This is a genomic window from Psychrobacillus sp. NPDC093180, from assembly GCF_044754065.1.
GTDB lineage: Bacteria > Bacillota > Bacilli > Bacillales_A > Planococcaceae > Psychrobacillus.
In genome coordinates this window covers 53,684-77,208 of record NZ_JBIVOJ010000011.1, presented here as the reverse complement: position 1 = coordinate 77,208, position 23,525 = coordinate 53,684, and the positions used below count along the sequence as shown (strand labels likewise).

Sequence of the window (23,525 nt, the reverse complement as noted above, 5' to 3'; positions counted from 1 at the left end):
TTTCCGTATAAAATTGCATAATGCAGAGCTACTTGGAAAGTCTTTTTAAAAGACACAAGACTAAAGGGAGGTAGGCTCCTTGATAGACGTTAATAATTTTGAGTATATGAAAATTGGTTTAGCTTCACCTGATAAAATCCGTTCATGGTCTTATGGAGAAGTAAAAAAACCTGAAACGATTAACTATCGTACTTTAAAACCTGAAAAAGATGGTTTATTCTGTGAGCGTATTTTCGGTCCGACAAAAGACTGGGAATGTCACTGTGGTAAATACAAGCGAGTTCGTTATAAAGGTGTTGTATGTGATCGTTGTGGAGTAGAAGTTACACGTGCGAAAGTTCGTCGAGAACGTATGGGCCACATCGAATTAGCTGCACCGGTATCACATATCTGGTATTTCAAAGGTATTCCAAGCCGTATGGGTTTACTTTTAGATATGTCTCCAAGATCACTAGAAGAAGTAATTTATTTTGCTTCTTATGTAGTAATCGAGCCGGCAGATACACCACTTGAAAAGAAACAATTACTTTCTGAAAAAGAATACCGTGCATACCGTGATAAGTTTGGAACTAAATTCCAAGCTGCTATGGGTGCAGAGGCTATTAAACGTCTACTTCAAGAGATTGATTTAGAAAGTGAAACAGAAAGCTTAAAAGAAGAGTTAAAAACAGCACAAGGCCAACGCCGCACACGTGCGATTAAACGTTTAGAAGTAGTAGAATCATTCCGTAATTCAGGAAACAAACCAGATTGGATGATCTTAGATGTACTTCCGGTAATTCCACCAGAATTACGTCCAATGGTTCAATTAGATGGTGGACGTTTTGCTACATCCGATTTAAACGATTTGTATCGTCGTGTTATTAACCGTAACAATCGTTTAAAACGTTTATTAGACCTTGGTGCTCCAAGCATCATTGTTCAAAATGAAAAACGTATGTTACAAGAAGCTGTAGATGCTTTAATAGATAATGGTCGTCGTGGTCGTCCTGTTACTGGTCCAGGTAACCGTCCATTAAAATCACTTTCACATATGCTGAAAGGGAAACAAGGTCGTTTCCGTCAAAACTTACTTGGTAAACGTGTAGACTACTCTGGTCGTTCGGTTATCGTAGTAGGACCAAACTTGAAAATGTATCAATGTGGTCTTCCAAAAGAAATGGCTATTGAGTTATTCAAACCATTTGTTATGAAAGAACTAGTTGAACGTGGGTTAGCTCATAACATTAAGAGTGCAAAACGTAAAATTGAACGTATGCATGCAGAGGTTTGGGATGTATTAGAAGATGTTATTAAGGAGCATCCGGTTTTACTAAACCGCGCACCTACTCTTCACCGCTTAGGTATTCAAGCTTTCGAACCAACATTAGTAGAAGGTCGTGCAATTCGTCTTCATCCATTAGTATGTACAGCTTATAACGCTGACTTCGATGGTGACCAAATGGCCGTTCACGTTCCTCTATCAGCAGAGGCACAAGCAGAGGCACGTCTATTAATGCTTGCAGCACAAAACATTCTAAACCCGAAAGATGGAAAACCAGTTGTTACACCTTCTCAAGATATGGTTTTAGGAAACTATTACTTAACGCTTGAGCGTAAAGGGGCAACAGGAGAAGGTTCTACATTCTTCGGTCCAGAAGAAGTTCTAATTGCTTATAATACAGGGCATGTACATTTGCATACTCGTATCGCTATTGCAGCATCGTCCTTAAAAAACCAAACATTTACGGAAGAACAAAACAAGATGTTGTTACTAACAACTGTTGGTAAAGTAATTTTCAATGAAATACTACCAGAAACGTTCCCGTATATTAATGAACCAACGGATTTCAACTTACAAATTGAAACTCCAGAAAAATACTTTGTTTCTACAACTACTGATGTGAAGAAACATATTGAATCTACAGATCTTGTACAGCCATTTAAGAAAAAAATCCTTGGTAATATCATTGCAGAAGTATTTAAGAACTTCCATATCACGGAAACCTCAAAAATGCTTGACCGCATGAAAGCACTTGGATTTAAATATTCTACTAAAGCAGGTATTACAATTGGTATTTCCGATATCGTTGTACTTCCTGATAAAGGTGAAATTCTAGAAGAGGCACAAAGTAAAGTAGATAAAGTTATGAAACAATTCCGCCGTGGATTAATCACGGAAGACGAGCGTTATGCGAGCGTAATCGGACATTGGAGTAAAGCGAAAGAAGTAATTCAAGATAAGCTGATGAAAACTCTTGATAACATGAACCCAATCTTCATGATGAGTGACTCAGGTGCCCGTGGTAACGCATCTAACTTTACTCAACTTGCAGGTATGCGTGGACTGATGGCCAACCCGGCAGGACGTATTATCGAACTTCCGATCAAATCATCGTTCCGTGAAGGGTTAACGGTACTCGAGTACTTCATTTCTACACATGGTGCTCGTAAAGGTCTTGCCGATACAGCGCTGAAAACAGCCGATTCAGGTTACTTAACTCGTCGTCTAGTAGATGTTGCGCAAGACGTAATCGTTCGTGAAGACGATTGTGGAACAGACCGCGGTTTACTGATTGGCTCGCTTATGGAAGGAACGGAAGTTATTGAAGAGTTTGGTGAACGTATTGTTGGTCGCCATACGAAGAAAACAATTTTCCATCCAACTACAAATGAAGTCATCTTAGAAAGAGACGGACTTATTACACAAGACGTCGCTCGCGTGATCGAAGAAGCAGGAATTGAAGAATTGACAATTCGTTCTGCATTCACTTGTAATACAAAACACGGTGTATGTAAAAAATGTTACGGTCTAAACTTAGCAACTGGTGATACGGTAGAAGTTGGGGAAGCAGTAGGTATTATTGCCGCTCAATCAATCGGTGAACCAGGTACTCAGTTAACGATGCGTACATTCCATACAGGTGGAGTTGCGGGAGACGATATTACACAAGGTCTTCCACGTATCCAAGAGATTTTCGAAGCGAGAAATCCAAAAGGGCAAGCTGTTATTACAGAAATTACGGGTATTGTTACGGAAATTGATGAAATAAGAGAAGGCCAAAAAGAAATTACTATTCAAGGTACTGTAGAAACACGTAAATACTTAGCACCATATAATGCGCGTTTAAAAGTTCAATTAAACGATGTTGTTAACCGTGGGCAAGTATTAACAGAGGGTTCTGTAGATCCTAAAGAATTGCTAAAAGTAAAAGACGTTTCAACAGTTCAAGAGTACTTACTAAAAGAAGTACAAAAAGTTTATCGTATGCAAGGGGTAGAAATTGGGGATAAGCATATCGAAGTAATGGTACGCCAAATGCTTCGTAAAGTAAGGATTATTGAAGCAGGTGAAACAGACCTACTTCCTGGTTCACTGCTTGATATCCATCAATTTGCTGAAGCAAACAAAGATGCTGTTCTACAAGGCAAAATACCAGCAACTTGTCGCCCGGTTATCCTTGGTATTACAAAAGCTTCTCTTGAAACTGAATCGTTCTTATCTGCTGCATCCTTCCAAGAAACGACTCGTGTCCTAACAGATGCGGCGATCAAAGGAAAACGTGATGAATTGTTAGGATTGAAAGAGAATGTTATTATCGGTAAATTAGTTCCAGCTGGTACGGGAATGCAACGTTACCGTCAAATTGAAATCTCTCCTAATGAGGCAGATGCGGAAAAAGAAGCAGTAAAGGCTGAGTAAGGAAATTATTATTAGGGAGAACTAATTCTCCCTAATAATTTTAATGATAAGTGTTGACACTTTTTTCAAGGAATGATAATATACTTAAGGTTGATAGTTATCGGACTTGTAGCTTTGGAGGATATGAAAATGTCTTATGAAAAAGTCAAGCAAGCGAAAAAAACAATCATTGGTACAAAGCAAGCAGTAAAAGCAATGAAAAAAAGGCTTGTCAAAGAAGTTTATATTGCGCTTGATGTAGACGAAAAAATCATTGAACTTGTACGGTTAACAGCACAAGAAAACAATGTACTAATTCACTATGTTGAGTCTAAAGTAGATCTTGGTAAAGCTTGTGGACTGCGCGTTAGCGCGTCGGTAGTAGCTATTACTGTGTAACAGTTTTTGTGAAAATCACAAAAGCTTTGTTTTTACCCAAAAAATGAACCACCTGGATGTGTGGTATTAACAAGATGAAATGAAGGGAGGAATAATCGATGCCTACAGTTAACCAATTGGTCCGTAAGCCTCGTCAATCCAAAAGCACGAAATCAAAATCACCAGCGTTAGGAAAAGGCTATAACAGCTTTAAAAAATCAGCTACGAATCTGAACTCACCTCAAAAGCGTGGAGTTTGTACTCGTGTTGGTACTATGACGCCGAAAAAACCAAACTCTGCACTTCGTAAATATGCACGTGTACGTTTAACAAATACGTTAGAGGTAAACGCGTATATCCCGGGTGAAGGTCACAACCTTCAAGAACACAGTGTTGTTCTTCTTCGCGGAGGACGTGTAAAAGATTTACCAGGGGTACGTTATCATATCGTACGTGGTGCTCTTGACACAGCAGCAGTTAATGGTCGTATGCAAAGCCGTTCACTTTACGGTGCAAAACGCCCGAAAGAAAAGAAATAATTTAATCTATAATTAGACATTCGTCGAAAGGAGGAAAACACATGCCTCGTAAAGGTCCTGTTTCCAAACGTGACGTGTTACCAGATCCAATTTATAATTCGAAACTAGTAACTCGTTTAATCAATAAAATGATGGTTGATGGTAAAAGAGGTACTTCTCAAAAAATCCTATACGGAGCGTTTGATCTTGTAAAAGAACGTTCTGGTAAAGATGCATTAGAAGTATTTGAAGCTGCATTAAACAATGTAATGCCAGTTTTAGAAGTTCGTGCTCGTCGTGTTGGTGGTGCAAACTACCAAGTACCGGTTGAAGTACGTCCTGATCGCCGTTCAACTTTAGGTCTTCGCTATTTAGTAAACTATTCACGTCTTCGTGGAGAAAAAACAATGGAAGAACGTTTAGCTAACGAAATTCTTGATGCATCTAACAACACTGGTGCTTCAGTTAAAAAACGTGAAGATATGCACAAAATGGCGGAAGCTAACAAAGCATTCGCACACTATCGTTGGTAAGATTTACTTTAAAATGATACCTAATCTGAAATTGGAAGGAGAAATACAATATGGCTAGAGAGTTCTCCTTAGAAAAAACACGTAATATCGGGATCATGGCTCACATTGATGCTGGTAAAACGACTACTACGGAGCGTATTCTTTATTACACTGGTAAAATCCACAAGATTGGGGAAACTCATGAAGGTGCCTCTCAAATGGACTGGATGGAACAAGAGCAAGAACGTGGTATTACTATCACTTCTGCTGCTACAACAGCTTCTTGGGATAACCACCGTGTAAATATCATCGATACACCTGGACACGTAGACTTCACTGTTGAAGTTGAACGTTCACTTCGTGTACTTGATGGTGCGGTTACAGTACTAGATGCTCAATCTGGTGTTGAACCACAAACTGAAACAGTATGGCGCCAAGCTACAACTTACGGTGTACCACGTATTGTTTTCGTTAACAAAATGGATAAAACGGGCGCGGATTTCCTATATTCTGTAGGAACACTTCATGACCGTTTACAAGCTAACGCTCATCCAATTCAGTTACCAATCGGTTCTGAAGATCAGTTCTCTGGAATTATCGACCTAGTAACGATGAAAGCTACTATGTACGGTAACGACTTAGGAACAGATATTCAAGAAGTAGAAATTCCAGAAGAATATAAAGCGCAAGCTGAAGAATACCGTGAAAAACTAGTTGAAGCGGTAGCTGAACTTGACGAAGATTTAATGGAAAAATATCTTGGTGGAGAAGAAATTACGAACGAAGAACTAGTTGCTGGTATCCGTAAAGGTACTTTAAACGTAGAATTCTATCCAGTAGTATGTGGTACTGCATTTAAAAACAAAGGTGTTCAAAAAGTTCTTGACGCAGTTGTAGCATACCTTCCATCACCACTAGATATTCCTGCTATGAAAGGAATTGATCCTGATACAGATGAAGAAGTAGAACGTCACTCAGACGATTCAGAACCATTCTCTGCATTAGCGTTCAAAGTAATGACAGACCCTTATGTTGGTAAGTTAACATTCTTCCGCGTATATTCTGGTACATTACAATCAGGTTCGTATGTACAAAACTCTACAAAAGGTAAGCGTGAGCGTGTAGGACGTATCCTACAAATGCATGCTAACTCTCGTGAAGAGATCTCAGAAGTGCACTCTGGAGATATCGCAGCGGCTGTAGGGTTAAAAGATACAACTACTGGTGATACACTATGTGATGAAAAAGCTTTAGTAATTCTAGAATCTATGGAATTCCCAGAGCCAGTTATCTCACTATCAGTTGAACCAAAAACAAAAGCAGACCAAGATAAAATGGGTCAAGCTTTACAAAAACTTTCTGAAGAAGATCCAACATTCCGCGTGCATACTGACCAAGAAACTGGCCAAGTAATCATCGCTGGTATGGGTGAACTTCACCTTGATATCTTAGTTGACCGTATGCGTCGTGAATTTAAAGTAGAAGCTAACGTAGGTGCTCCACAAGTATCTTATCGTGAAACTTTCCGCTCTTCAGCTGAAGTTGAAGGTAAATTCGTACGCCAATCTGGTGGACGTGGTCAATTCGGACACGTTTGGATTGAATTCTCTCCAAACGAAGAAGGAAAAGGTTTTGAGTTTGAAAACGCAATCGTAGGTGGGGTAGTACCACGTGAATATATTCCAGCTGTTGAAGCGGGTCTTCGTGACGCACTTGACAATGGGGTAATTGCAGGTTTCCCACTAATCGATATTAAAGCTAGATTATTCGACGGATCTTACCATGATGTTGACTCGAATGAAATGGCATTTAAAATTGCTGCATCTATGGCATTGAAAAATGCTGTATCTAAAGTTAACCCAGCACTTCTTGAGCCAATCATGAAAGTAGAAGTTGTTATTCCTGAAGAATATTTAGGAGACATCATGGGTGATATCACGTCTCGTCGTGGTCGCGTTGAAGGTATGGATGCTCGTGGTAACGCACAAGTAGTACGTGCAATGGTTCCACTTGCTGAAATGTTCGGATATGCAACGTCTTTACGTTCTAACACGCAAGGACGTGGAGTATTCTCAATGGTGTTCGATCACTATGAAGATGTTCCAAAATCAATTTCTGAAGAAATTATTAAAAAACATAAAGGTGAATAATTGATATTTCACCAAAATTAAAGTATAACTAGTTTATAGAGTATAAAAGTTAGGGGGACGTACGCCCTCTACCTTTTATCATAAAAAATCATACAATTACTGAGGAGGATCTCTCTAATGGCTAAAGAAAAATTTGACCGTTCAAAAACGCATGCTAATATTGGTACAATCGGACACGTTGACCATGGTAAAACGACTTTAACTGCTGCTATCGCAACAGTTCTTTCTAAAAAAATGGGTGGTACAGCTAAATCATACGCTGACATCGACAACGCACCAGAAGAAAAAGAGCGTGGAATCACAATCAATACTTCACACGTTGAGTATGAAACTGAAACTCGTCACTATGCACACGTAGACTGCCCAGGACATGCTGACTATGTTAAAAACATGATCACAGGTGCAGCTCAAATGGACGGCGGTATCTTAGTAGTATCTGCTGCTGATGGCCCAATGCCACAAACTCGTGAGCATATCCTTCTTTCACGTCAAGTAGGTGTTCCTTACCTAGTTGTATTCATGAACAAATGTGATATGGTTGACGATGAAGAATTATTAGAATTAGTTGAAATGGAAATTCGTGACTTACTTTCTGAATACGAATTCCCAGGTGATGATATTCCAGTAATTAAAGGTTCTGCTCTTAAAGCTCTTGAAGGCGAAGCAGAATGGGAAGAAAAAATCGTTGAGTTAATGGACGCTGTTGATAGCTATATCCCAACTCCAGAACGTCAAACTGACAAACCATTCATGATGCCAATCGAGGATGTATTCTCTATCACTGGTCGTGGTACAGTTGCAACTGGACGTGTTGAACGTGGTCAAGTTAAAGTTGGTGACGTAGTAGACATTATCGGTATCGTTGAAGATGCTAAATCAACTACTGTAACAGGTGTTGAAATGTTCCGTAAACTTCTTGACTATGCAGAAGCTGGTGACAACATCGGTGCTCTTCTTCGTGGGGTTGCTCGTGAAGAAATCCAACGTGGACAAGTATTAGCTAAACCAGGCTCAATCACTCCACACACTGACTTCAAAGCTGAAGTTTATGTTCTTTCAAAAGAAGAGGGTGGACGTCATACTCCATTCTTCTCAAACTACCGCCCACAGTTCTACTTCCGTACAACTGACGTAACAGGCGTTTGTAACTTACCAGAAGGCGTAGAAATGGTTATGCCTGGAGACAACATCGAAATGACTGTTTCTCTAATCTCTCCTATCGCTCTAGAAGAAGGTACTAAATTCTCTATCCGTGAGGGTGGACGTACTGTAGGCGCTGGTGTAGTTGCTTCTATCACTAAGTAATTGATAATTTAATTGTTTAAATCCATCTCGTGACGACGAGATGGATTTTTTTTTGTTCTAGAAGTTTTAAATTCTCCATTGTGTGGATAATTTTTACGTTATATAAACGGATGATGGAACGTGATATGGAGATATATTTGAAGAATTAGTTGTTCTCGCTTGTAAACTAGTTGTCTTAAATGGTAACTTAGTTGCTTTTCCTAGTTACTTGGTTGCCCATAGCCATTTATTGGCGATATTTATTCTGAAACTACATAATTTATGCGATTTAGTGCGGTAAGGCGAAATGCCCGCGATAAGCGAATCACCGACGTACTATATCCCCGCGCTTACTTTATCAATACTTATTAAGACACATTATCCTCATATTATGAACAAAACTTTTTTATACATAAAAATAGTGTAAACTGATTGTAAGAGGTGGAGTCTAATGAATGCACAAATCTTATTGATTGAAGATGATCAACTAATATATGAAATGATTAAAGAACGCTTTATCCAGTGGTCATTTGATGTAATTCGTCCAGATGACTTTCAAAAAGTAATGTCAGATTTTATTGATCAAAAGCCACAATTAGTTATTATTGATATACAATTGCCGTCCTATGATGGCTTTCATTGGTGTAGAGAAATTCGTCATATCTCTAAAGTTCCGATAATTTTTTTATCCTCCCGAGATCATCCGATGGATATGATTATGGCGATGCAAATGGGGGCAGATGACTTTGTACAAAAGCCATTTAATATGGATGTACTGCTTGCGAAAGTACAAGCATTGCTACGGAGAACATATGATTACCAGGAAGAAAAACTAGACGTTAGTAATTGGAATGGTGCAATCATTGACTTTGCAAAAAGTGAAGTGAAGAAGCAGGATAGATCTATCGAGCTTACGAAAAATGAACTTTTTATATTGCGTATCCTACTAAAATCTGTGGACACAATCGTTTCACGTGATGAGTTAATGCGGCAGCTCTGGGATGATGAACGATTCGTAAACGATAATACGTTATCTGTTAATGTGAATAGATTACGGTTAAAACTAGAGGAAATTGATTTAAAAGAAGTTATTCTAACAAAAAAAGGATTAGGCTACATGGCAATTACGAAAGAGGGGTAAAGTTATTTGTTCTTAACGTACATGAAAGAAAGAAAAGCATGGATTCTCTTTTTTATTGGCTTGCAAATTTGGTTGAACATCCTATTAACTTTAGATATCGCTTTCCAAGACGTTGCTATTCTTTATATCAACCTAGTGTATATTATAACTTTCCTCCTTTTTATATGGTGGAGGTATAGGAAAGAGACAACTTATTATAAAGAATTAGAAGAAAGTGCAACGTTTGATTCTCTTCCAAAAGGTGAGTCTAGCTTTGAAAAGAAAATTACAAGCATTATGGAAGAATTAATATTAGTAAATAACGAGGAATTGAATCAATTGAAGGTGGAGCATTTAGAAGAGAATGATCGGATTTTATCTTGGATTCATGAAGTTAAAACACCATTGACTGGCATGAAGCTCCTAATCGATGCTGTACAAGAACAACCTTTGCAGGAGAAGCTCGAGGTCGAATGGTTAAGAGTTCATTTATTATTAGACCAGCAGCTTCACCATACAAGACTTCCTTCTTTGGAAAAGGACTATTTAGTAGAATCTGTTCCACTTCAAAAATTAATACATAAAGAAATCATTGAACTGCAAGCATGGTGCATGCAAAAGGGAATTGGTTTTGAAATTGAACTCCTACAAAAAGATGTGCTGACCGATCAAAAATGGTTAGCATTTATCCTTCGTCAGTTGTTAACAAATGCAGTGAAGTATAGTGATTCAGATAAAGAAATTCACGTTTTTTCTAAAAAAGACGAATCAGGTCATACTATTTTAACTGTAAAAGACTTTGGAAGTGGGATAACCAAGGCAGATCTACCACGTATATTTGAAAAGTCATTTACCGGTAAAACGGGGAGAAATACCGCTGCTTCCACTGGAATGGGACTGTATTTAACGAAAAAAGCTGCTGATAAATTGGGGATACGAATAATAGTAGATTCTAAAATCGATGAAGGCTCTTCATTTTCATTACAATTTCCTTTAAAAAATGAAATGAGCAAAATAACGAGTAGGTGACAAAATTGTCATCTACTTTGTTTGTTTGTCATGTAAATCGAACGATTAAACGTATAAAAAGTCTTACACTAGAGTTAATACTATGTAGGAGGTAAATACATGACTATTTTGAGTGGACGTAAAATAAGAAAAGTTTATGGAAAAAAATCAACTGCGCAAGAAGTGTTGAAAGGTATAGATATGGAAGTACAAGAAGGGGAATTTGTTGGCATTATGGGACCATCGGGTTCCGGAAAGACAACGTTATTAAATGTTCTTGCTTCGATTGATAAAGCTACTGAGGGTGTTATTGAGATCAGCGGTCACAATTTACGAACGATGAAAGAACGAGAGTTATCTAATTTCCGTCGCGAACAATTAGGTTTCATATTCCAAGACTACAATCTTTTAGATACATTAACGGTGAAGGAAAATATACTGTTACCACTTTCTATTAGTAATATATCTAAAAAAGAAGCGGAGGTCCGTTTCAAAGAACTTACTAAAACATTGGGAATTGACGATCTCGCAAATAAATATCCAAACGAAATATCTGGAGGACAAAAACAAAGAACATCGGCTGCACGAGCTTTGATCAGTAATCCTACTGTAGTGTTTGCCGATGAACCAACAGGGGCTCTAGATTCTAAGGCAGCTACTGCGTTACTCAGTAATCTTGAGAAAATAAATAGAGATAAAAAAGTGACAATTATGATGGTTACGCATGATGCGGTTGCCGCAAGTTTTTGTTCTCGCGTGTTATTTCTAAAGGATGGACAATTATATACGGAACTGTATAAAGGTGAAAAAGATCGGATGCGTTTTTACCAAGAGATTATGAGTACGCAAAGTGTGCTTGGTGGTGATGGCTATGACGCTTAGTCAATTAGTTCTTCGGAGCATGAAGAAAAATATTAAGCATTATTATTTATATTTCTTTGCCCTTATATTCAGTGTAACGCTTTACTTTTCTTTTGTTACATTGCAATACAATCCTAGTGTAGTAGATGTATCGCAAGGGGTAAAGGTTGCTGCTGGTTTAAAGGCCGCGTCGTATATATTGTTATTTGTAGTAGTGTTTTTTGTTCTATATGCCAATCTGTTGTTCATGAAAAGAAGAAGTAAAGAAATTGGGCTTTATCAGCTAATAGGAATGTCTAAAGGGCTTGTGACAAGGTTATTAGTGCTTGAGAACACAATATTATGGGTTAGTGCACTGACGATAGGTGTCGGACTTGGTTTTTTAACTTCTAGAGTTTTTGGAATGATTTTACTGCGCATTTTAGAAAAAGATGTATTAGTTGAGTTAATATTTTCGGTGGAAGCATTGCAAATGACGATTTTCGTGTTTTTAGTGTTACTAATCGTAGTATTGATCCAGACTGCAATCGGTATCAGACGGGTCTCGTTACTTGCATTATTTACGGCAAATGCGACAGCGGATGTAAAAGTGAAACGATTTAGTGGATTTCAAATGTTACTCGGCTTCATTGGTCTTTTATTAATTGGTTATGGGTATTACTTGTCTACTACTTTGTTCGAACTTGATAGTGAAAATCCTAATATGCTTTTTTATAAAATGATCGCAATTTTAGTTTCAACAATTGGAGGAACATTTTTTGTTTTTCGTTTTTCTGTTGCATTTATAATGAATTTAATTCGAAAACAGAAAAGAGGACATTTGTCTATACAGGATGTATTATCTTTAACGCCAATTATGCATCGCATGAAATCGAATGCTATGTCGTTAACAACCATTACGGTTATCTCCGCAACTGCTTTAGGTATTCTTTGTTTGTCGTATATCTCCTATTATTCAGCAGGTTCCACGGCAAAACTAAACATACCATTTGATTATATTATTATGAATGACCAAGGCGGGACATTTATAGAGCAGTTAAATGAGAAAAAAATAGAATACACACAAACAGATATCGAATTATTAAATGTAGATGTTGATACGTCGGCTATATATGCTAGTGACATGCCTGCGGGATTAAGTATGGTATCTAAAGGTCCCATGGTTATCACAAAGCTAAGTGATATGCAAAAAGAAATGCCAGAGCTTTCCTTAAAAGAAGGAGAAGGGTATATTACAGGATATAGTAGTATGATGTCAGAAATAGTGAAACTGGAAGAAAATAAACCAGTACAGCTAACAACATCGAATGGAGAAGAACCTATTACCATTAAAGAAATCAAATCCGATTCATTGCTCGTATATTATGTAACAGGTGCTGGCATGTCGATAGTCGTTACGGATGATCAATTTGAAAAATTGAAAGCAGACGTGATGATCAGCGAGCAAACTATATGGCAAAAACAAGTTGGTATTGATTTAGCGGATAGTGCGCAACTAAAAGAAGTACAAGCCATATACGAAGAAACAACAAATAATGGTCATTTTGAAGTGTCTAAAGATGACGGTGTAATTGATAGTGTGAACATGGATACGCAAGAAGCATATAGATTGTCGATGCTAGATATGTTTGGACTAGTGATCTTTGTAACAGGATTCTTAGGTTTAGCGTTTTTAATGACTACGGGCAGTATTCTTTACTTTAAACAAATGACAGAAGCGGAAGAAGAGAAAGCTTCCTATACGGTACTTAGAAAAATTGGTTTCACGACGAATGAGTTGATGAAAGGAATTTATAAAAAGCAATTGTTTAACTTCGGTGTTCCACTAGTTATTGGTTTAGCGCATAGCTACTTTGCGGTTAAATCGGGTTGGATGCTATTTGGCACGGAACTAGTAGCACCTTTACTAATTACAATGGGAGTTTATGTAGTTTTATATTCGATCTTTGCATTTCTCTCTATTGGATACTACCGAAAAGTAGTAAATGAATCGCTATGATGATTAATTAAAGAAAATGCCCCTTTGTTTTGAAAGCAAGGGGGCATTTTCCATTGACATTCAGGCTAAGAAGAATTAAACTTTCACTTATTAGTAATCTAGTACGTGAAAGTGAGTGTTTTTATGAATGCTGTTTTAATTGCAGTAATAGTGATGTTAGTTTTAAGTTTACTTCGTATAAATGTCGTGTTTTCTTTAACAATAGGGGCAATAGTAGGCGGTCTTACAGCAGGTTTATCCATCACAGATACGATGGCTTCATTTACAGGGGGATTAGGTGATGGTGCAGCCATTGCTTTAAGTTATGGGATGTTAGGTGGATTTGCGATCGCCATCTCTAAAACAGGAATTCCTGAGTTACTAGTTATGACCATTTTGAAATTAGTAAAACGTAATGGAGATACACAAAAAACTGGTTTGGCTAAAGCATTGGTTTTCTTTGTGCTACTGTTGATGGCTATATTCTCGCAAAACCTTATACCGATTCATATCGCTTTTATTCCATTATTAATCCCACCTATTTTAAAGATTTTAAATTTAATGAATGTGGATCGACGATTAATCGCTTGTATCTTGGCATTTGGATTAATAACTCCGTATATGAGTTTGCCGTTTGGCTTTGGGTTATTATATCAAGAGATTGTTGCTAAGCAAGTAACAGCTGCGGGAGAAGCAATCTCTACGTCAGATGTATATGGACCGATGTTAATTCCGGCTATCGGAATGGTAGTAGGTTTGGTTATTGCGTTTATAGTATTCCGAAAACCACGCTACTATAAAGAGTTAGAAACAAATGAGATAGAAGAGGTAGAAGTAACAATTGAGAAGAAAAATGTTATTTTTACTATCTTTTCTCTCATAGCTGCTGTTGTCGTGCAAATACCGACGGAGTCCATGATTTTAGGTGCACTGGCTGGGGTAATTATATTATATATAACAGGAGCACTTAAATGGAGACAAGCAGATGAATTGCTAACGGATGGTATGCGTATGATGGCATTCATAGGTTTAGTTATGATAGCTGCAAGCGGATTTGCTGCAGTAGTGACGGACTCAGGTGACGTAGAGAAGTTAGTAACGGCATCTACATCTATAATGGGTGACAACAAAGGTCTTGCAGTGCTGATCATGTTACTTATAGGTTTGATCGTTGATATGGGTATTGGTTCTTCGTTTGCAACGATTCCTATTATTGCGGTTATCTTTGTTCCGATTGCTCAAGAATTTGGTTTAAGCCCAGCAGCAATTATTACATTGATTGGAACTGCGGGTGCATTAGGTGATGCTGGTTCTCCTGCTTCCGATTCTACTTTAGGTCCAACAGCAGGTTTAAACGTAGATGGTCAACATAACCATATACGTGACACTTGTATACCAACGTTTTTTATATTTAACATTCCGTTAATCGTTTTCGGATGGATTGCAATTATGTTTTTCTCGTAATAAACGAATTTCTATAGAAAGAAAAGGATGATCTTTAATGAGGTCATCCTTTTCTTGTATAGGGGAAGTCAATTATTGGGGCATCTCAGAAAAGTAAGTATTAGTTGCTTATCGGCTAGTATAGTTACTTCTGATAGCTGATTGCTTGCTTGTGCCTGTTTACTGGATGGATGTAATTGAACTATTAAATCAAATAGGGATACTTCGACTAAGTGGTTTTGAGGAAAGTGACCGCTGGGATTTAGCATTGGGGTCCTTTACAAAAAGCTAATACAGGGCACGAAAACATTCATACTTATGCAAAAGAGCTTCTGCTTGATTGAATTTGTCTTTGCCACGTTCATAGCAAATTATATAACGCTACATCAACTACTGTGATTTCACTTTAGCGAATATACCTCTTGAAGGAGTGCCACTAATTAACTAGTGCTATCATTAATAGATTGTAGCGGAAGGATGGCGACTCCTAGATGTTGGTCATCAAGATGTTGCCACACGATGTGGCATTCTTAACCTTCGTACTTCTGTGAGAAGATGAGACATCTTAGGCGAACGTGTAAGCGTCTGCGTGGATTATCGCTCATCCCCTGGAAACCGTCTGTCCTGTCGAGAAGAACTTAGTGGACAGCTCATTCAACTCACTAGCGCGCAGTTTCTTAAACCGTAACATGCACTCATCTAGCCATAATGTTATCCCAATGAATAATTCCACAAATTCACAACACCATATCACTTGAATTTTGTTGCGGAATTTTATATACTAAAACCCGGCTTAAGAAAGCAAGTACAGCTGAAAAATATGTTTTTAAAACAATTTAAAAGAATTTCGCTAAAACACTTGCGAAATCTTTTTTTATTGTTTATAATGTTGTAGTTGGTCTTTGACTGCGATGAAGCGAGAGGTTACCGACACACCCGGCCGCTTTGCCATGGCGAGTGATTGGAAAATTTTCGTGGAGAATGTCTAGAAAATAGGCGAGAAGGAGGGAAAATAATGGCAAAACAAAAAATTCGTATCCGTTTGAAAGCGTATGATCACAGAATCCTTGATCAATCTGCTGAGAAAATTGTGGAAACTGCTAAACGTTCAGGTGCAAGTGTATCAGGTCCGATTCCACTTCCAACTGAGAAGTCGACGTACACAATTCTTCGTGCTGTTCACAAGTACAAAGATTCTCGTGAACAATTCGAAATGCGTACGCATAAACGTCTGATCGATATCGTTAACCCAACACCACAAACTGTTGATGCGTTAATGAAGCTTGATTTACCATCTGGCGTTGATATTGAAATCAAACTTTAATGGTAAAAAAATAAAACAACAAATTATTATAGGAGGTGTGACGGATGACCAAAGGAATCTTAGGTAGAAAAATCGGTATGACGCAAGTATTTGCTGAGAACGGTGACTTAATCCCTGTAACTGTAATTGAAGCTACTCCAAACGTAGTACTTCAAAAGAAAACAGTTGAAACAGACGGTTACGAAGCTATTCAGTTAGGATTTGAAGATAAGCGTGAAAAGCTTTCTAACAAACCTGCTAAAGGGCACGTAGCAAAAGCAAGCACTGCTCCTAAGCGCTTCATCCGCGAATTCCGCGGCTTGGATACAGCTAATTACGAAGTTGGTCAAGAAGTCAACGTAGAAAGTTTTGCAGAAGGCGATGTAATTGATGTAACAGGTGTTACTAAAGGTAAAGGTTTCCAAGGTGTTATTAAACGCCACGGACAATCACGTGGACCAATGGCTCACGGATCTCGTTACCACCGTCGTCCAGGTTCAATGGGGCCAGTTGCTCCGAACCGTGTATTTAAACAAAAGAAATTACCTGGTCAAATGGGTGGGCATGTAGTGACAATCCAAAACTTACATATCGTAAGAGTGGATGCTGAACGCAACCTACTACTTGTAAAAGGTAATGTTCCTGGTTCTCGTAAATCATTAGTAGTTGTAAAAGCTGCTATTAAATCGAAATAATCTCTTAAAGAAAGGAGGAAACAGGAATGGCAAAAGTATCTTTATTGAATCAAGCAGGATCTTCTGTTGGTGAAATCGAGTTAAACGATAAAGTTTTCGGTATTGAACCAAACGAAGCAGTTTTGTTTGAAGCTATCATTGCTCAACGTGCATCACTTCGTCAAGGTAATCACAAAGTGAAAAACCGTTCTGAAGTAGCTGGTGGTGGTCGTAAACCATGGCGTCAAAAAGGAACAGGTCGTGCTCGTCAAGGGTCGATTCGCTCTCCACAATGGCGCGGCGGTGGTGTTGTATTCGGTCCAACTCCACGTAGCTATAGCTATAAATTACCTAAAAAAGTACGTCGTTTAGCTCTTCTTTCAGCTCTTTCATCTAAAGTGCGTGAAGAAAGCATCGTAGTATTAGAAGGTTTAGCTTTTGATGCACCAAAAACAAAAGAATTCGTGAAAGTGTTATCTAACCTTTCAATCGATAAAAAAGCGTTATTCGTAACTGCTGATTTAGATGAAAACGTAGCATTAGCTGCACGTAACATCCCTGGAATCACAGTTGTGTCTGCAACAGGCATTAACGTATTAGATTTAGTAGGACACGATAAATTAGTGTTAACTAAATCTGCAGTAGAAAAAGTTGAGGAGGTGCTTGGATAATGGAAGCACGTGATATTATTAAACGTCCGGTCATTACCGAGCGTTCTTCTGAAATTATGGCAGATAAAAAGTACACTTTTGAAGTGGACACTCGCGCTAACAAAACTCAAGTTAAATATGCAGTTGAAGAAATCTTTGGAGTAGATGTTGAAAAAGTAAACATCATGAACTACAAAGGGAAATTCAAACGTGTAGGTAAATTTGGTGGGTACACTAACAAACGCCGTAAAGCGATTATTACATTAACTCAAGATAGCAAAGATATCGAATTATTCGAGATCTAAATCTTATAAAAACAAATCAATACTCAAGAAGGAGGGAATACAATGGCGATTAGAAAGTATAAACCAACGACAAACGGACGTCGTAACATGACATCGTTAGATTACGCTGAGATCACAACAGACAAACCTGAGAAATCACTTCTTGCTCCTGTGACACGTAAGGGCGGCCGTAACAATCAAGGTAAAATTACTGTTCGTCATCATGGTGGTGGACACAAACGTCAATACCGTATCATCGATTTCAAACGAAACAAAGATGGTATTGAAGGTCGTGTAGCTACTATTGAATATGATCCAAACCGCACTGCGAATATCGCATTGATTAACTATGTGGATGGAGAAAAACGTTATATCCTAGCTCCTAAAGGCTTACAAGTTGGAATGACAGTTGTGTCAGGTCCAGAAGCCGATATTAAAGTAGGTAACGCTCTTCCATTAGAAAACATTCCAATGGGTTCTACAATCCATAATATTGAAATGAAACCTGGTAAAGGTGGTCAGCTAGTACGTTCTGCTGGAACATCTGCGCAATTACTTGGTAAAGAAGGTAAATACGTAATCGTACGTTTACAATCTGGTGAAGTTCGTTTAATCCTAGGTGTTTGCCGTGCAACTATCGGTGAAGTAGGAAACGAACAACATGAACTAGTAAACATTGGTAAAGCAGGTCGTTCTCGTTGGTTAGGTAAACGCCCAACTGTACGTGGATCTGTAATGAACCCGAACGATCACCCACACGGTGGTGGTGAAGGACGTACACCAATCGGTCGTAAGTCACCTATGTCTCCATGGGGTAAACCAACTCTTGGATACAAAACTCGTAGCAAGAAAAACAAATCCGACAAGCTTATCATTCGTCGTCGTAAAAAATAATGTGGTTTACTACGGTTCAAAGAACGGACCGTGGTGTAATCACGAAAGGGAGGATTCAGCATGGGTCGTAGCTTGAAAAAAGGACCTTTCGCAGACGATCATTTACTTAAAAAGGTCGATGCACAAAAGGATTCTGAGAAAAAACAAGTGATTAAGACTTGGTCTCGCCGTTCGACAATTTTCCCTACTTTTATCGGATTAACAATCGCAGTATATGATGGACGTAAACATGTTCCTGTATACGTGACTGAAGATATGGTAGGTCATAAACTAGGCGAGTTTGCACCAACACGCGCTTATAAAAGCCATGGTGCAGATGATAAGAAAACAAGACGCTAATTTGAGAGGAGGTCATTCAAATGTCACAAGCAAAAGCTATTGCTAAAACGGTGCGCATTGCTCCTCGTAAAGTAAGATTAGTCGTTGATTTAATCAGAGGTAAGCAAGTTGGTGAAGCAGTTGCAATTTTACAACTTACTCCTAAAACAGCATCACCTGTTGTTGAGAAAGTATTGAAATCTGCAGTTGCGAACGCTGAGCACAATTATGATTTAGATATTAACAACCTAGTTGTTTCTGAAATTTTTGTTGACGAAGGTCCAACACTAAAACGTTTCCGTCCACGTGCACAAGGTCGTGCAAGTGCGATTAACAAACGTACTAGCCACATTACTGTAGTGGTATCTGAGAAGAAGGAGGGATAATTCGTGGGTCAAAAAGTACATCCAATAGGATTACGAGTAGGTATTATTCGTGACTGGGAGTCAAAATGGTACGCTGGTAAAGACTATGCAACTCTACTTCACGAAGATTTAAAAATTCGTAAACACATTGAAACTCGTTTAAACGATGCATCTGTTTCTACTGTAGAAATCGAACGTGCTGCTAAACGTGTTAACATTACAATTCACACTGCGAAACCAGGTATGGTAATCGGTAAAGGTGGTACTGAAGTCGAAGCACTTCGTAAACACTTGAACGAACTTACTGGCAAGCGTGTACACATCAACATCGTTGAGATTAAAAGAGCTGACTTAGATGCTAAACTAGTAGCAGAAAGTATCGCACGTCAATTAGAAGGCCGCGTATCTTTCCGTCGTGCTCAAAAACAAGCAATTCAACGCACAATGCGTGCTGGCGCTAAAGGTATTAAAACTCAAGTATCTGGACGTCTAGGCGGCGCTGACATTGCGCGTGCTGAACACTATAGTGAAGGAACTGTACCACTTCATACATTACGTGCTGACATTGATTATGCACATGCTGAAGCTGACACTACTTATGGTAAGCTAGGCGTTAAAGTATGGATCTATCGTGGGGAAGTCCTTCCAGTGAAGAAGAACTCTGAGGAAGGAGGCAAATAATATGTTAATGCCTAAACGCGTTAAATATCGTCGTGAACACCGCGGAAAAATGCGTGGTGAAGCGAAAGGCGGTAAAGAAGTATCATTCGGTGAATTCGGTTTACAAGCAACTGAAGCAAGCTGGATTACAAGCCGTCAAATCGAATCTGCTCGTATTGCAATGACACGTTACATGAAACGTGGCGGTAAAGTTTGGATTAAAATTTTCCCGCATAAACCATATACGAAAAAGCCTCTTGAGGTTCGTATGGGATCTGGTAAAGGTGCTCCTGAAGGTTGGGTAGCGGTAGTAAAACCAGGAAAAGTTATGTTTGAAATTGCTGGTGTATCTGAAGAGATCGCTCGTGAAGCGTTACGCTTAGCATCACATAAGCTTCCTGTTAAATGTAAAGTAGTTAAACGTCAAGAAATTGGTGGTGAATCTAATGAAAGCTAATGACATCCGTGAACTTACTACTGCAGAAATAGAACAAAAGGTAAAATCACTGAAAGAAGAGCTTTTCAACCTTCGCTTCCAATTGGCGACTGGTCAATTAGAAAACACAGCTCGCATTCGTGAAGTACGTAAAGCGATTGCGCGTATGAAAACTGTGATTCGCGAAAGAGAAATCAGTGCAAACAACTGATAAAGGAGGTTTTCAGGCATGACTGAGCGTAATCAACGCAAAGTATACACAGGCCGTGTTGTTTCAGATAAAATGGATAAAACAATTACTGTTTTAGTTGAAACTCATAAAAAACATAAGTTATACGGTAAACGTGTTAAATATTCGAAGAAATTCAAAACTCATGATGAGCAAAACGAAGCACAAATCGGTGATATCGTGCGTATCATGGAAACTCGTCCGTTATCAGCTACAAAACGTTTCCGTTTATTGGAAATTGTAGAAAAAGCGGTTATTATCTAATAATAAATTTCGGAACTAATTTATTCCGAAGGGAGGTTACCTAAGTGATCCAACAAGAAACTCGTATGAAAGTTGCTGACAACTCAGGTGCACGTGAAGTTTTAACAATCAAAGTACTTGGTGGTACTGGTCGTAAAACTGCTAATATCGGCGATATCGTCGTATGTACAGTTAAGAAAGCAACACCAGGTGGCGTTGTCAAGAAAGGTGACGTCGTTAAAGCTGTAATCGTTCGCACGAAAAGCGGCGTACGCCGTAAAGACGGTACTTATATCAAATTTGATGAAAACGCATGTGTTATTATCAAAGATGATAAAGGGCCGCGTGGAACTCGTATTTTCGGACCTGTTGCGCGTGAACTACGTGACAGCAACTTCATGAAAATCGTATCTTTAGCTCCAGAAGTTCTTTAATTTACATGAAAGTGCCAATCAAGGAGGTGCGACAGAATGCATGTTAAAAAAGGCGACAAAGTAATGGTAATCTCAGGTAAAGACAAAGGAAAAACAGGTGTTATCCTTGCAGCTTTCCCTAAGAAAGACCGTGTGTTAGTTGAAGGTGTAAACATCATCAAAAAACATATGAAGCCAAATCAAGTAAATCCGCAAGGTGGAATTGTAAGCCAAGAGGCAGCAATTCACGTATCGAATGTTATGTTAATCGACCCTAAAACTGGCGAGCCGACTCGCGTAGGTTATAAAGTAGAAGATGGCAAAAAAGTTCGTGTTGCGAAAAAATCCGGTGAAATTATTAAATAAGTAAAGAGAAGGGAGGTACACACATGAACCGCCTAAAAGAAAAGTATCTTAAGGAAGTTTCTCCTGCTCTAATGAGCAAGTTTGAATATAAATCAGTAATGCAAGTACCTAAAGTTGATAAAATCGTTATCAACATGGGTGTGGGCGATGCTGTATCTAATACAAAAGCACTTGATGCTGCTGTTGAAGAATTACAAATTATCTCAGGTCAAAAACCTGTAGTTACGAAAGCTAAAAAATCGATCGCTGGTTTCCGTCTTCGTGAAGGAATGCCAATCGGAGCAAAAGTTACACTACGTGGAGAGCGTATGTATGACTTCTTGGATAAATTAATCGCTATCTCTCTTCCACGTGTACGTGACTTCCGTGGTGTTTCTAAAAAAGCATTTGATGGTCGCGGTAACTACACGCTTGGAGTTAAAGAGCAATTAATCTTCCCTGAAATCGATTATGATAAAGTTTCGAAAGTACGCGGTATGGACATCGTAATTGTAACAACTGCGAACTCTGACGAAGAAGCTCGTGAGTTATTAACACAGTTCGGTATGCCATTCCAAAAGTAAACTAAGGGAGGCGAAAACGTGGCTAAAAAATCAATGGTCGTTAAACAACAACGTACGCCAAAGTTCAAAGTGCAAGAATACACACGCTGTGAGCGTTGTGGACGTCCGCACTCTGTATATCGTAAATTTAAGCTTTGCCGTATTTGTTTCCGTGAACTTGCATACAAGGGACAAATTCCTGGCGTTAAAAAAGCAAGCTGGTAAACCCCTATAAATGGGAAGGAGGTAAATGTAATGACAATGTCAGATCCAATTGCAGATATGCTTACACGCATTCGTAATGCTAACATGGTTCGTCACGAGAAATTGGAAGTTCCTGCTTCAAACATGAAAAAGGAAATCGCAGAAATCCTAAAACGCGAAGGTTTCGTACGTGATGTAGAATTAGTAGAAGATAGCAAACAAGGTATCATCCGTATCTTCTTAAAATACGGTCAAAACGACGAGCGCGTTATTACTGGTTTGAAACGTATTTCAAAACCTGGTCTACGCGTTTACGCAAAAACAAACGAAGTGCCTAAAGTACTAAATGGTTTAGGAATTGCTTTAGTTTCTACTTCAAATGGTTTATTAACAGATAAAGAAGCTCGCGCTAAACAAGTTGGCGGAGAAATCGTAGCTTACGTTTGGTAATAATCAACAAACGAATGGAGGTGCAACAAAATGTCTCGAGTAGGTAAAAAACCAATAGAGGTTCCTGCAGATGTTACTGTTACAGTTAACGCTGATAATACAGTAGTAGTAAAAGGACCAAAAGGTGAATTAACAAATTCTTTTAACCAAGATATTAAAATTGAACAAGAAGGTAATGTCATTACTTTAGTACGTCCTTCAGAGTCTAAAGAACACCGTACAATCCACGGTACAACACGTGCTTTATTAGCAAATATGGTCACTGGTGTATCACAAGGATTCGAACGTGGTCTTGAATTAGTTGGGGTTGGTTATCGTGCGCAACTACAAGGAACTAAACTTGTACTTAACGTAGGATACTCTCACCCAGTAGAATTCACTCCTGAAGACGGAGTAGTAGTTGAAGTTCCTTCTAATACAAAAGTTATCGTTCGCGGTATTAACAAAGAACGTGTTGGTGCATTAGCATCTAACATCCGTGCTGTTCGTCCACCAGAGCCTTACAAAGGTAAAGGTATTCGTTATGAAGGCGAAGTTGTACGCCGCAAAGAAGGTAAAACAGGTAAATAATGCATCCCGCA

At 38.6% G+C, this 23,525-nt stretch carries 28 protein-coding genes; all 28 read left to right on the top strand.

The annotated features are described in order from the left end of the window. The first annotated feature begins 79 nt into the window (after positions 1-79). The 28 genes from rpoC (at position 80) to rplF (ending at position 23,514) form a co-directional block, all read left to right on the top strand. Positions 80-3,682 (top strand): DNA-directed RNA polymerase subunit beta', encoded by a 3,603-nt coding sequence (gene rpoC, locus ACIP9W_RS16760; protein WP_282241547.1) that lies wholly within the window; start codon positions 80-82, stop codon positions 3,680-3,682. Positions 3,683-3,811: 129 nt separating this feature from the next. Continuing rightward, the gene (locus ACIP9W_RS16755; protein WP_400791657.1) at positions 3,812-4,060 is read left to right on the top strand and encodes a ribosomal L7Ae/L30e/S12e/Gadd45 family protein; all 249 of its coding nucleotides are present in this window, start codon (positions 3,812-3,814) and stop codon (positions 4,058-4,060) included. A 98-nt stretch (positions 4,061-4,158) separates the two neighbouring features. Continuing rightward, the gene (gene rpsL, locus ACIP9W_RS16750) at positions 4,159-4,578 is read left to right on the top strand and encodes a 30S ribosomal protein S12 (protein WP_093274835.1); all 420 of its coding nucleotides are present in this window, start codon (positions 4,159-4,161) and stop codon (positions 4,576-4,578) included. A 41-nt stretch (positions 4,579-4,619) separates the two neighbouring features. Beyond that, the gene (gene rpsG, locus ACIP9W_RS16745) at positions 4,620-5,090 is read left to right on the top strand and encodes a 30S ribosomal protein S7 (protein ID WP_142538182.1); all 471 of its coding nucleotides are present in this window, start codon (positions 4,620-4,622) and stop codon (positions 5,088-5,090) included. Between the two features lie 50 nt (positions 5,091-5,140). Then, positions 5,141-7,219, top strand: coding sequence for an elongation factor G (gene fusA / locus ACIP9W_RS16740; protein ID WP_400791654.1), 2,079 nt, complete (start codon positions 5,141-5,143; stop codon positions 7,217-7,219). 117 nt (positions 7,220-7,336) lie between these two features. Continuing rightward, on the top strand, positions 7,337-8,524 hold the full coding sequence (tuf, locus tag ACIP9W_RS16735; RefSeq protein WP_282241541.1) for an elongation factor Tu: 1,188 nt from the start codon (positions 7,337-7,339) through the stop codon (positions 8,522-8,524). Positions 8,525-8,954: 430 nt separating this feature from the next. Then, positions 8,955-9,644, top strand: a complete 690-nt coding sequence (locus ACIP9W_RS16730) for a response regulator transcription factor (protein WP_400791652.1) — start codon at positions 8,955-8,957, stop codon at positions 9,642-9,644. A gap of 6 nt (positions 9,645-9,650) precedes the next feature. After that, on the top strand, positions 9,651-10,652 hold the full coding sequence (locus tag ACIP9W_RS16725; protein ID WP_400791649.1) for a sensor histidine kinase: 1,002 nt from the start codon (positions 9,651-9,653) through the stop codon (positions 10,650-10,652). Positions 10,653-10,751: 99 nt separating this feature from the next. Continuing rightward, positions 10,752-11,513: an ABC transporter ATP-binding protein gene (locus ACIP9W_RS16720; RefSeq protein WP_400791647.1), complete on the top strand. Its 762-nt coding sequence runs from the start codon at positions 10,752-10,754 to the stop codon at positions 11,511-11,513. Then, the gene (locus ACIP9W_RS16715) at positions 11,503-13,491 is read left to right on the top strand and encodes an FtsX-like permease family protein (RefSeq protein ID WP_400791644.1); all 1,989 of its coding nucleotides are present in this window, start codon (positions 11,503-11,505) and stop codon (positions 13,489-13,491) included. The genes ACIP9W_RS16720 and ACIP9W_RS16715 overlap by 11 nt, the downstream gene beginning before the upstream one ends. Positions 13,492-13,614: 123 nt before the next feature. Then, positions 13,615-14,934: a Na+/H+ antiporter family protein gene (locus ACIP9W_RS16710; protein WP_400791642.1), complete on the top strand. Its 1,320-nt coding sequence runs from the start codon at positions 13,615-13,617 to the stop codon at positions 14,932-14,934. A 994-nt stretch (positions 14,935-15,928) separates the two neighbouring features. Further along, a complete protein-coding gene (gene rpsJ / locus ACIP9W_RS16705) occupies positions 15,929-16,237 on the top strand; it encodes a 30S ribosomal protein S10 (RefSeq protein ID WP_093274779.1) in 309 nt (102 codons plus the stop codon). A 44-nt stretch (positions 16,238-16,281) separates the two neighbouring features. Then, positions 16,282-16,911 carry a 50S ribosomal protein L3 gene (gene rplC, locus ACIP9W_RS16700; protein WP_142538190.1) on the top strand — a complete coding sequence of 210 codons (630 nt, stop codon included), beginning with the start codon at positions 16,282-16,284 and terminating at the stop codon, positions 16,909-16,911. Between the two features lie 26 nt (positions 16,912-16,937). Continuing rightward, entirely contained in the window at positions 16,938-17,561 is a 624-nt protein-coding gene (gene rplD / locus ACIP9W_RS16695; RefSeq protein ID WP_142538191.1) for a 50S ribosomal protein L4, read from the top strand. Further along, positions 17,561-17,845, top strand: coding sequence for a 50S ribosomal protein L23 (gene rplW / locus ACIP9W_RS16690; protein ID WP_282241535.1), 285 nt, complete (start codon positions 17,561-17,563; stop codon positions 17,843-17,845). The genes rplD and rplW overlap by 1 nt, the downstream gene beginning before the upstream one ends. A 42-nt stretch (positions 17,846-17,887) precedes the next feature. After that, the gene (rplB, locus tag ACIP9W_RS16685) at positions 17,888-18,718 is read left to right on the top strand and encodes a 50S ribosomal protein L2 (RefSeq protein ID WP_142538193.1); all 831 of its coding nucleotides are present in this window, start codon (positions 17,888-17,890) and stop codon (positions 18,716-18,718) included. Positions 18,719-18,778: 60 nt separating this feature from the next. Further along, positions 18,779-19,057: a 30S ribosomal protein S19 gene (rpsS, locus tag ACIP9W_RS16680; protein ID WP_090567829.1), complete on the top strand. Its 279-nt coding sequence runs from the start codon at positions 18,779-18,781 to the stop codon at positions 19,055-19,057. Positions 19,058-19,077: 20 nt separating this feature from the next. Further along, positions 19,078-19,422: a 50S ribosomal protein L22 gene (rplV, locus tag ACIP9W_RS16675; protein WP_093274750.1), complete on the top strand. Its 345-nt coding sequence runs from the start codon at positions 19,078-19,080 to the stop codon at positions 19,420-19,422. 3 nt (positions 19,423-19,425) lie between these two features. Then, a complete protein-coding gene (gene rpsC / locus ACIP9W_RS16670) occupies positions 19,426-20,082 on the top strand; it encodes a 30S ribosomal protein S3 (RefSeq protein ID WP_093274747.1) in 657 nt (218 codons plus the stop codon). Position 20,083: 1 nt separating this feature from the next. Next, on the top strand, positions 20,084-20,518 hold the full coding sequence (rplP, locus tag ACIP9W_RS16665; protein WP_053591324.1) for a 50S ribosomal protein L16: 435 nt from the start codon (positions 20,084-20,086) through the stop codon (positions 20,516-20,518). Beyond that, positions 20,508-20,708, top strand: a complete 201-nt coding sequence (rpmC, locus tag ACIP9W_RS16660; RefSeq protein WP_053591325.1) for a 50S ribosomal protein L29 — start codon at positions 20,508-20,510, stop codon at positions 20,706-20,708. Before rplP ends, rpmC begins: the two co-directional genes overlap by 11 nt. Before the next feature lie 18 nt (positions 20,709-20,726). Beyond that, positions 20,727-20,990 (top strand): 30S ribosomal protein S17, encoded by a 264-nt coding sequence (gene rpsQ / locus ACIP9W_RS16655; protein WP_282241533.1) that lies wholly within the window; start codon positions 20,727-20,729, stop codon positions 20,988-20,990. A gap of 44 nt (positions 20,991-21,034) precedes the next feature. After that, a complete protein-coding gene (gene rplN / locus ACIP9W_RS16650) occupies positions 21,035-21,403 on the top strand; it encodes a 50S ribosomal protein L14 (RefSeq protein ID WP_053591327.1) in 369 nt (122 codons plus the stop codon). Positions 21,404-21,439: 36 nt separating this feature from the next. After that, positions 21,440-21,748, top strand: a complete 309-nt coding sequence (gene rplX / locus ACIP9W_RS16645) for a 50S ribosomal protein L24 (RefSeq protein ID WP_142538196.1) — start codon at positions 21,440-21,442, stop codon at positions 21,746-21,748. 23 nt (positions 21,749-21,771) lie between these two features. Continuing rightward, positions 21,772-22,311, top strand: a complete 540-nt coding sequence (rplE, locus tag ACIP9W_RS16640) for a 50S ribosomal protein L5 (RefSeq protein WP_142538197.1) — start codon at positions 21,772-21,774, stop codon at positions 22,309-22,311. 18 nt (positions 22,312-22,329) lie between these two features. Further along, on the top strand, positions 22,330-22,515 hold the full coding sequence (gene rpsN, locus ACIP9W_RS16635; RefSeq protein ID WP_090567851.1) for a 30S ribosomal protein S14: 186 nt from the start codon (positions 22,330-22,332) through the stop codon (positions 22,513-22,515). A 30-nt stretch (positions 22,516-22,545) separates the two neighbouring features. Continuing rightward, positions 22,546-22,944 (top strand): 30S ribosomal protein S8, encoded by a 399-nt coding sequence (rpsH, locus tag ACIP9W_RS16630; protein ID WP_142538198.1) that lies wholly within the window; start codon positions 22,546-22,548, stop codon positions 22,942-22,944. A gap of 30 nt (positions 22,945-22,974) precedes the next feature. After that, positions 22,975-23,514, top strand: a complete 540-nt coding sequence (gene rplF, locus ACIP9W_RS16625; protein ID WP_142538199.1) for a 50S ribosomal protein L6 — start codon at positions 22,975-22,977, stop codon at positions 23,512-23,514. Positions 23,515-23,525 lie beyond the last annotated feature (11 nt).

Bases quoted from the DNA above. Each gene is read 5' to 3' on its own strand.
- ACIP9W_RS16730 (WP_400791652.1), top strand. From the start codon at position 8,955: ATGAATGCACAAATCTTATTGATTGAAGATGATCAACTAATATATGAA.
- ACIP9W_RS16755 (WP_400791657.1), top strand. From the start codon at position 3,812: ATGTCTTATGAAAAAGTCAAGCAAGCGAAAAAAACAATCATTGGTACA.
- ACIP9W_RS16720 (WP_400791647.1), top strand. From the start codon at position 10,752: ATGACTATTTTGAGTGGACGTAAAATAAGAAAAGTTTATGGAAAAAAA.
- ACIP9W_RS16715 (WP_400791644.1), top strand. From the start codon at position 11,503: ATGACGCTTAGTCAATTAGTTCTTCGGAGCATGAAGAAAAATATTAAG.
- rpmC (WP_053591325.1), top strand. From the start codon at position 20,508: ATGAAAGCTAATGACATCCGTGAACTTACTACTGCAGAAATAGAACAA.
- fusA (WP_400791654.1), top strand. From the start codon at position 5,141: ATGGCTAGAGAGTTCTCCTTAGAAAAAACACGTAATATCGGGATCATG.
- rpsL (WP_093274835.1), top strand. From the start codon at position 4,159: ATGCCTACAGTTAACCAATTGGTCCGTAAGCCTCGTCAATCCAAAAGC.
- rplF (WP_142538199.1), top strand. From the start codon at position 22,975: ATGTCTCGAGTAGGTAAAAAACCAATAGAGGTTCCTGCAGATGTTACT.
- rplW (WP_282241535.1), top strand. From the start codon at position 17,561: ATGGAAGCACGTGATATTATTAAACGTCCGGTCATTACCGAGCGTTCT.
- rplC (WP_142538190.1), top strand. From the start codon at position 16,282: ATGACCAAAGGAATCTTAGGTAGAAAAATCGGTATGACGCAAGTATTT.
- rpsS (WP_090567829.1), top strand. From the start codon at position 18,779: ATGGGTCGTAGCTTGAAAAAAGGACCTTTCGCAGACGATCATTTACTT.
- rplD (WP_142538191.1), top strand. From the start codon at position 16,938: ATGGCAAAAGTATCTTTATTGAATCAAGCAGGATCTTCTGTTGGTGAA.
- tuf (WP_282241541.1), top strand. From the start codon at position 7,337: ATGGCTAAAGAAAAATTTGACCGTTCAAAAACGCATGCTAATATTGGT.
- rpsJ (WP_093274779.1), top strand. From the start codon at position 15,929: ATGGCAAAACAAAAAATTCGTATCCGTTTGAAAGCGTATGATCACAGA.
- ACIP9W_RS16710 (WP_400791642.1), top strand. From the start codon at position 13,615: ATGAATGCTGTTTTAATTGCAGTAATAGTGATGTTAGTTTTAAGTTTA.
- rplE (WP_142538197.1), top strand. From the start codon at position 21,772: ATGAACCGCCTAAAAGAAAAGTATCTTAAGGAAGTTTCTCCTGCTCTA.
- rplB (WP_142538193.1), top strand. From the start codon at position 17,888: ATGGCGATTAGAAAGTATAAACCAACGACAAACGGACGTCGTAACATG.
- rplX (WP_142538196.1), top strand. From the start codon at position 21,440: ATGCATGTTAAAAAAGGCGACAAAGTAATGGTAATCTCAGGTAAAGAC.
- rpsH (WP_142538198.1), top strand. From the start codon at position 22,546: ATGACAATGTCAGATCCAATTGCAGATATGCTTACACGCATTCGTAAT.
- rpsG (WP_142538182.1), top strand. From the start codon at position 4,620: ATGCCTCGTAAAGGTCCTGTTTCCAAACGTGACGTGTTACCAGATCCA.
- rplV (WP_093274750.1), top strand. From the start codon at position 19,078: ATGTCACAAGCAAAAGCTATTGCTAAAACGGTGCGCATTGCTCCTCGT.
- rpsQ (WP_282241533.1), top strand. From the start codon at position 20,727: ATGACTGAGCGTAATCAACGCAAAGTATACACAGGCCGTGTTGTTTCA.
- rplP (WP_053591324.1), top strand. From the start codon at position 20,084: ATGTTAATGCCTAAACGCGTTAAATATCGTCGTGAACACCGCGGAAAA.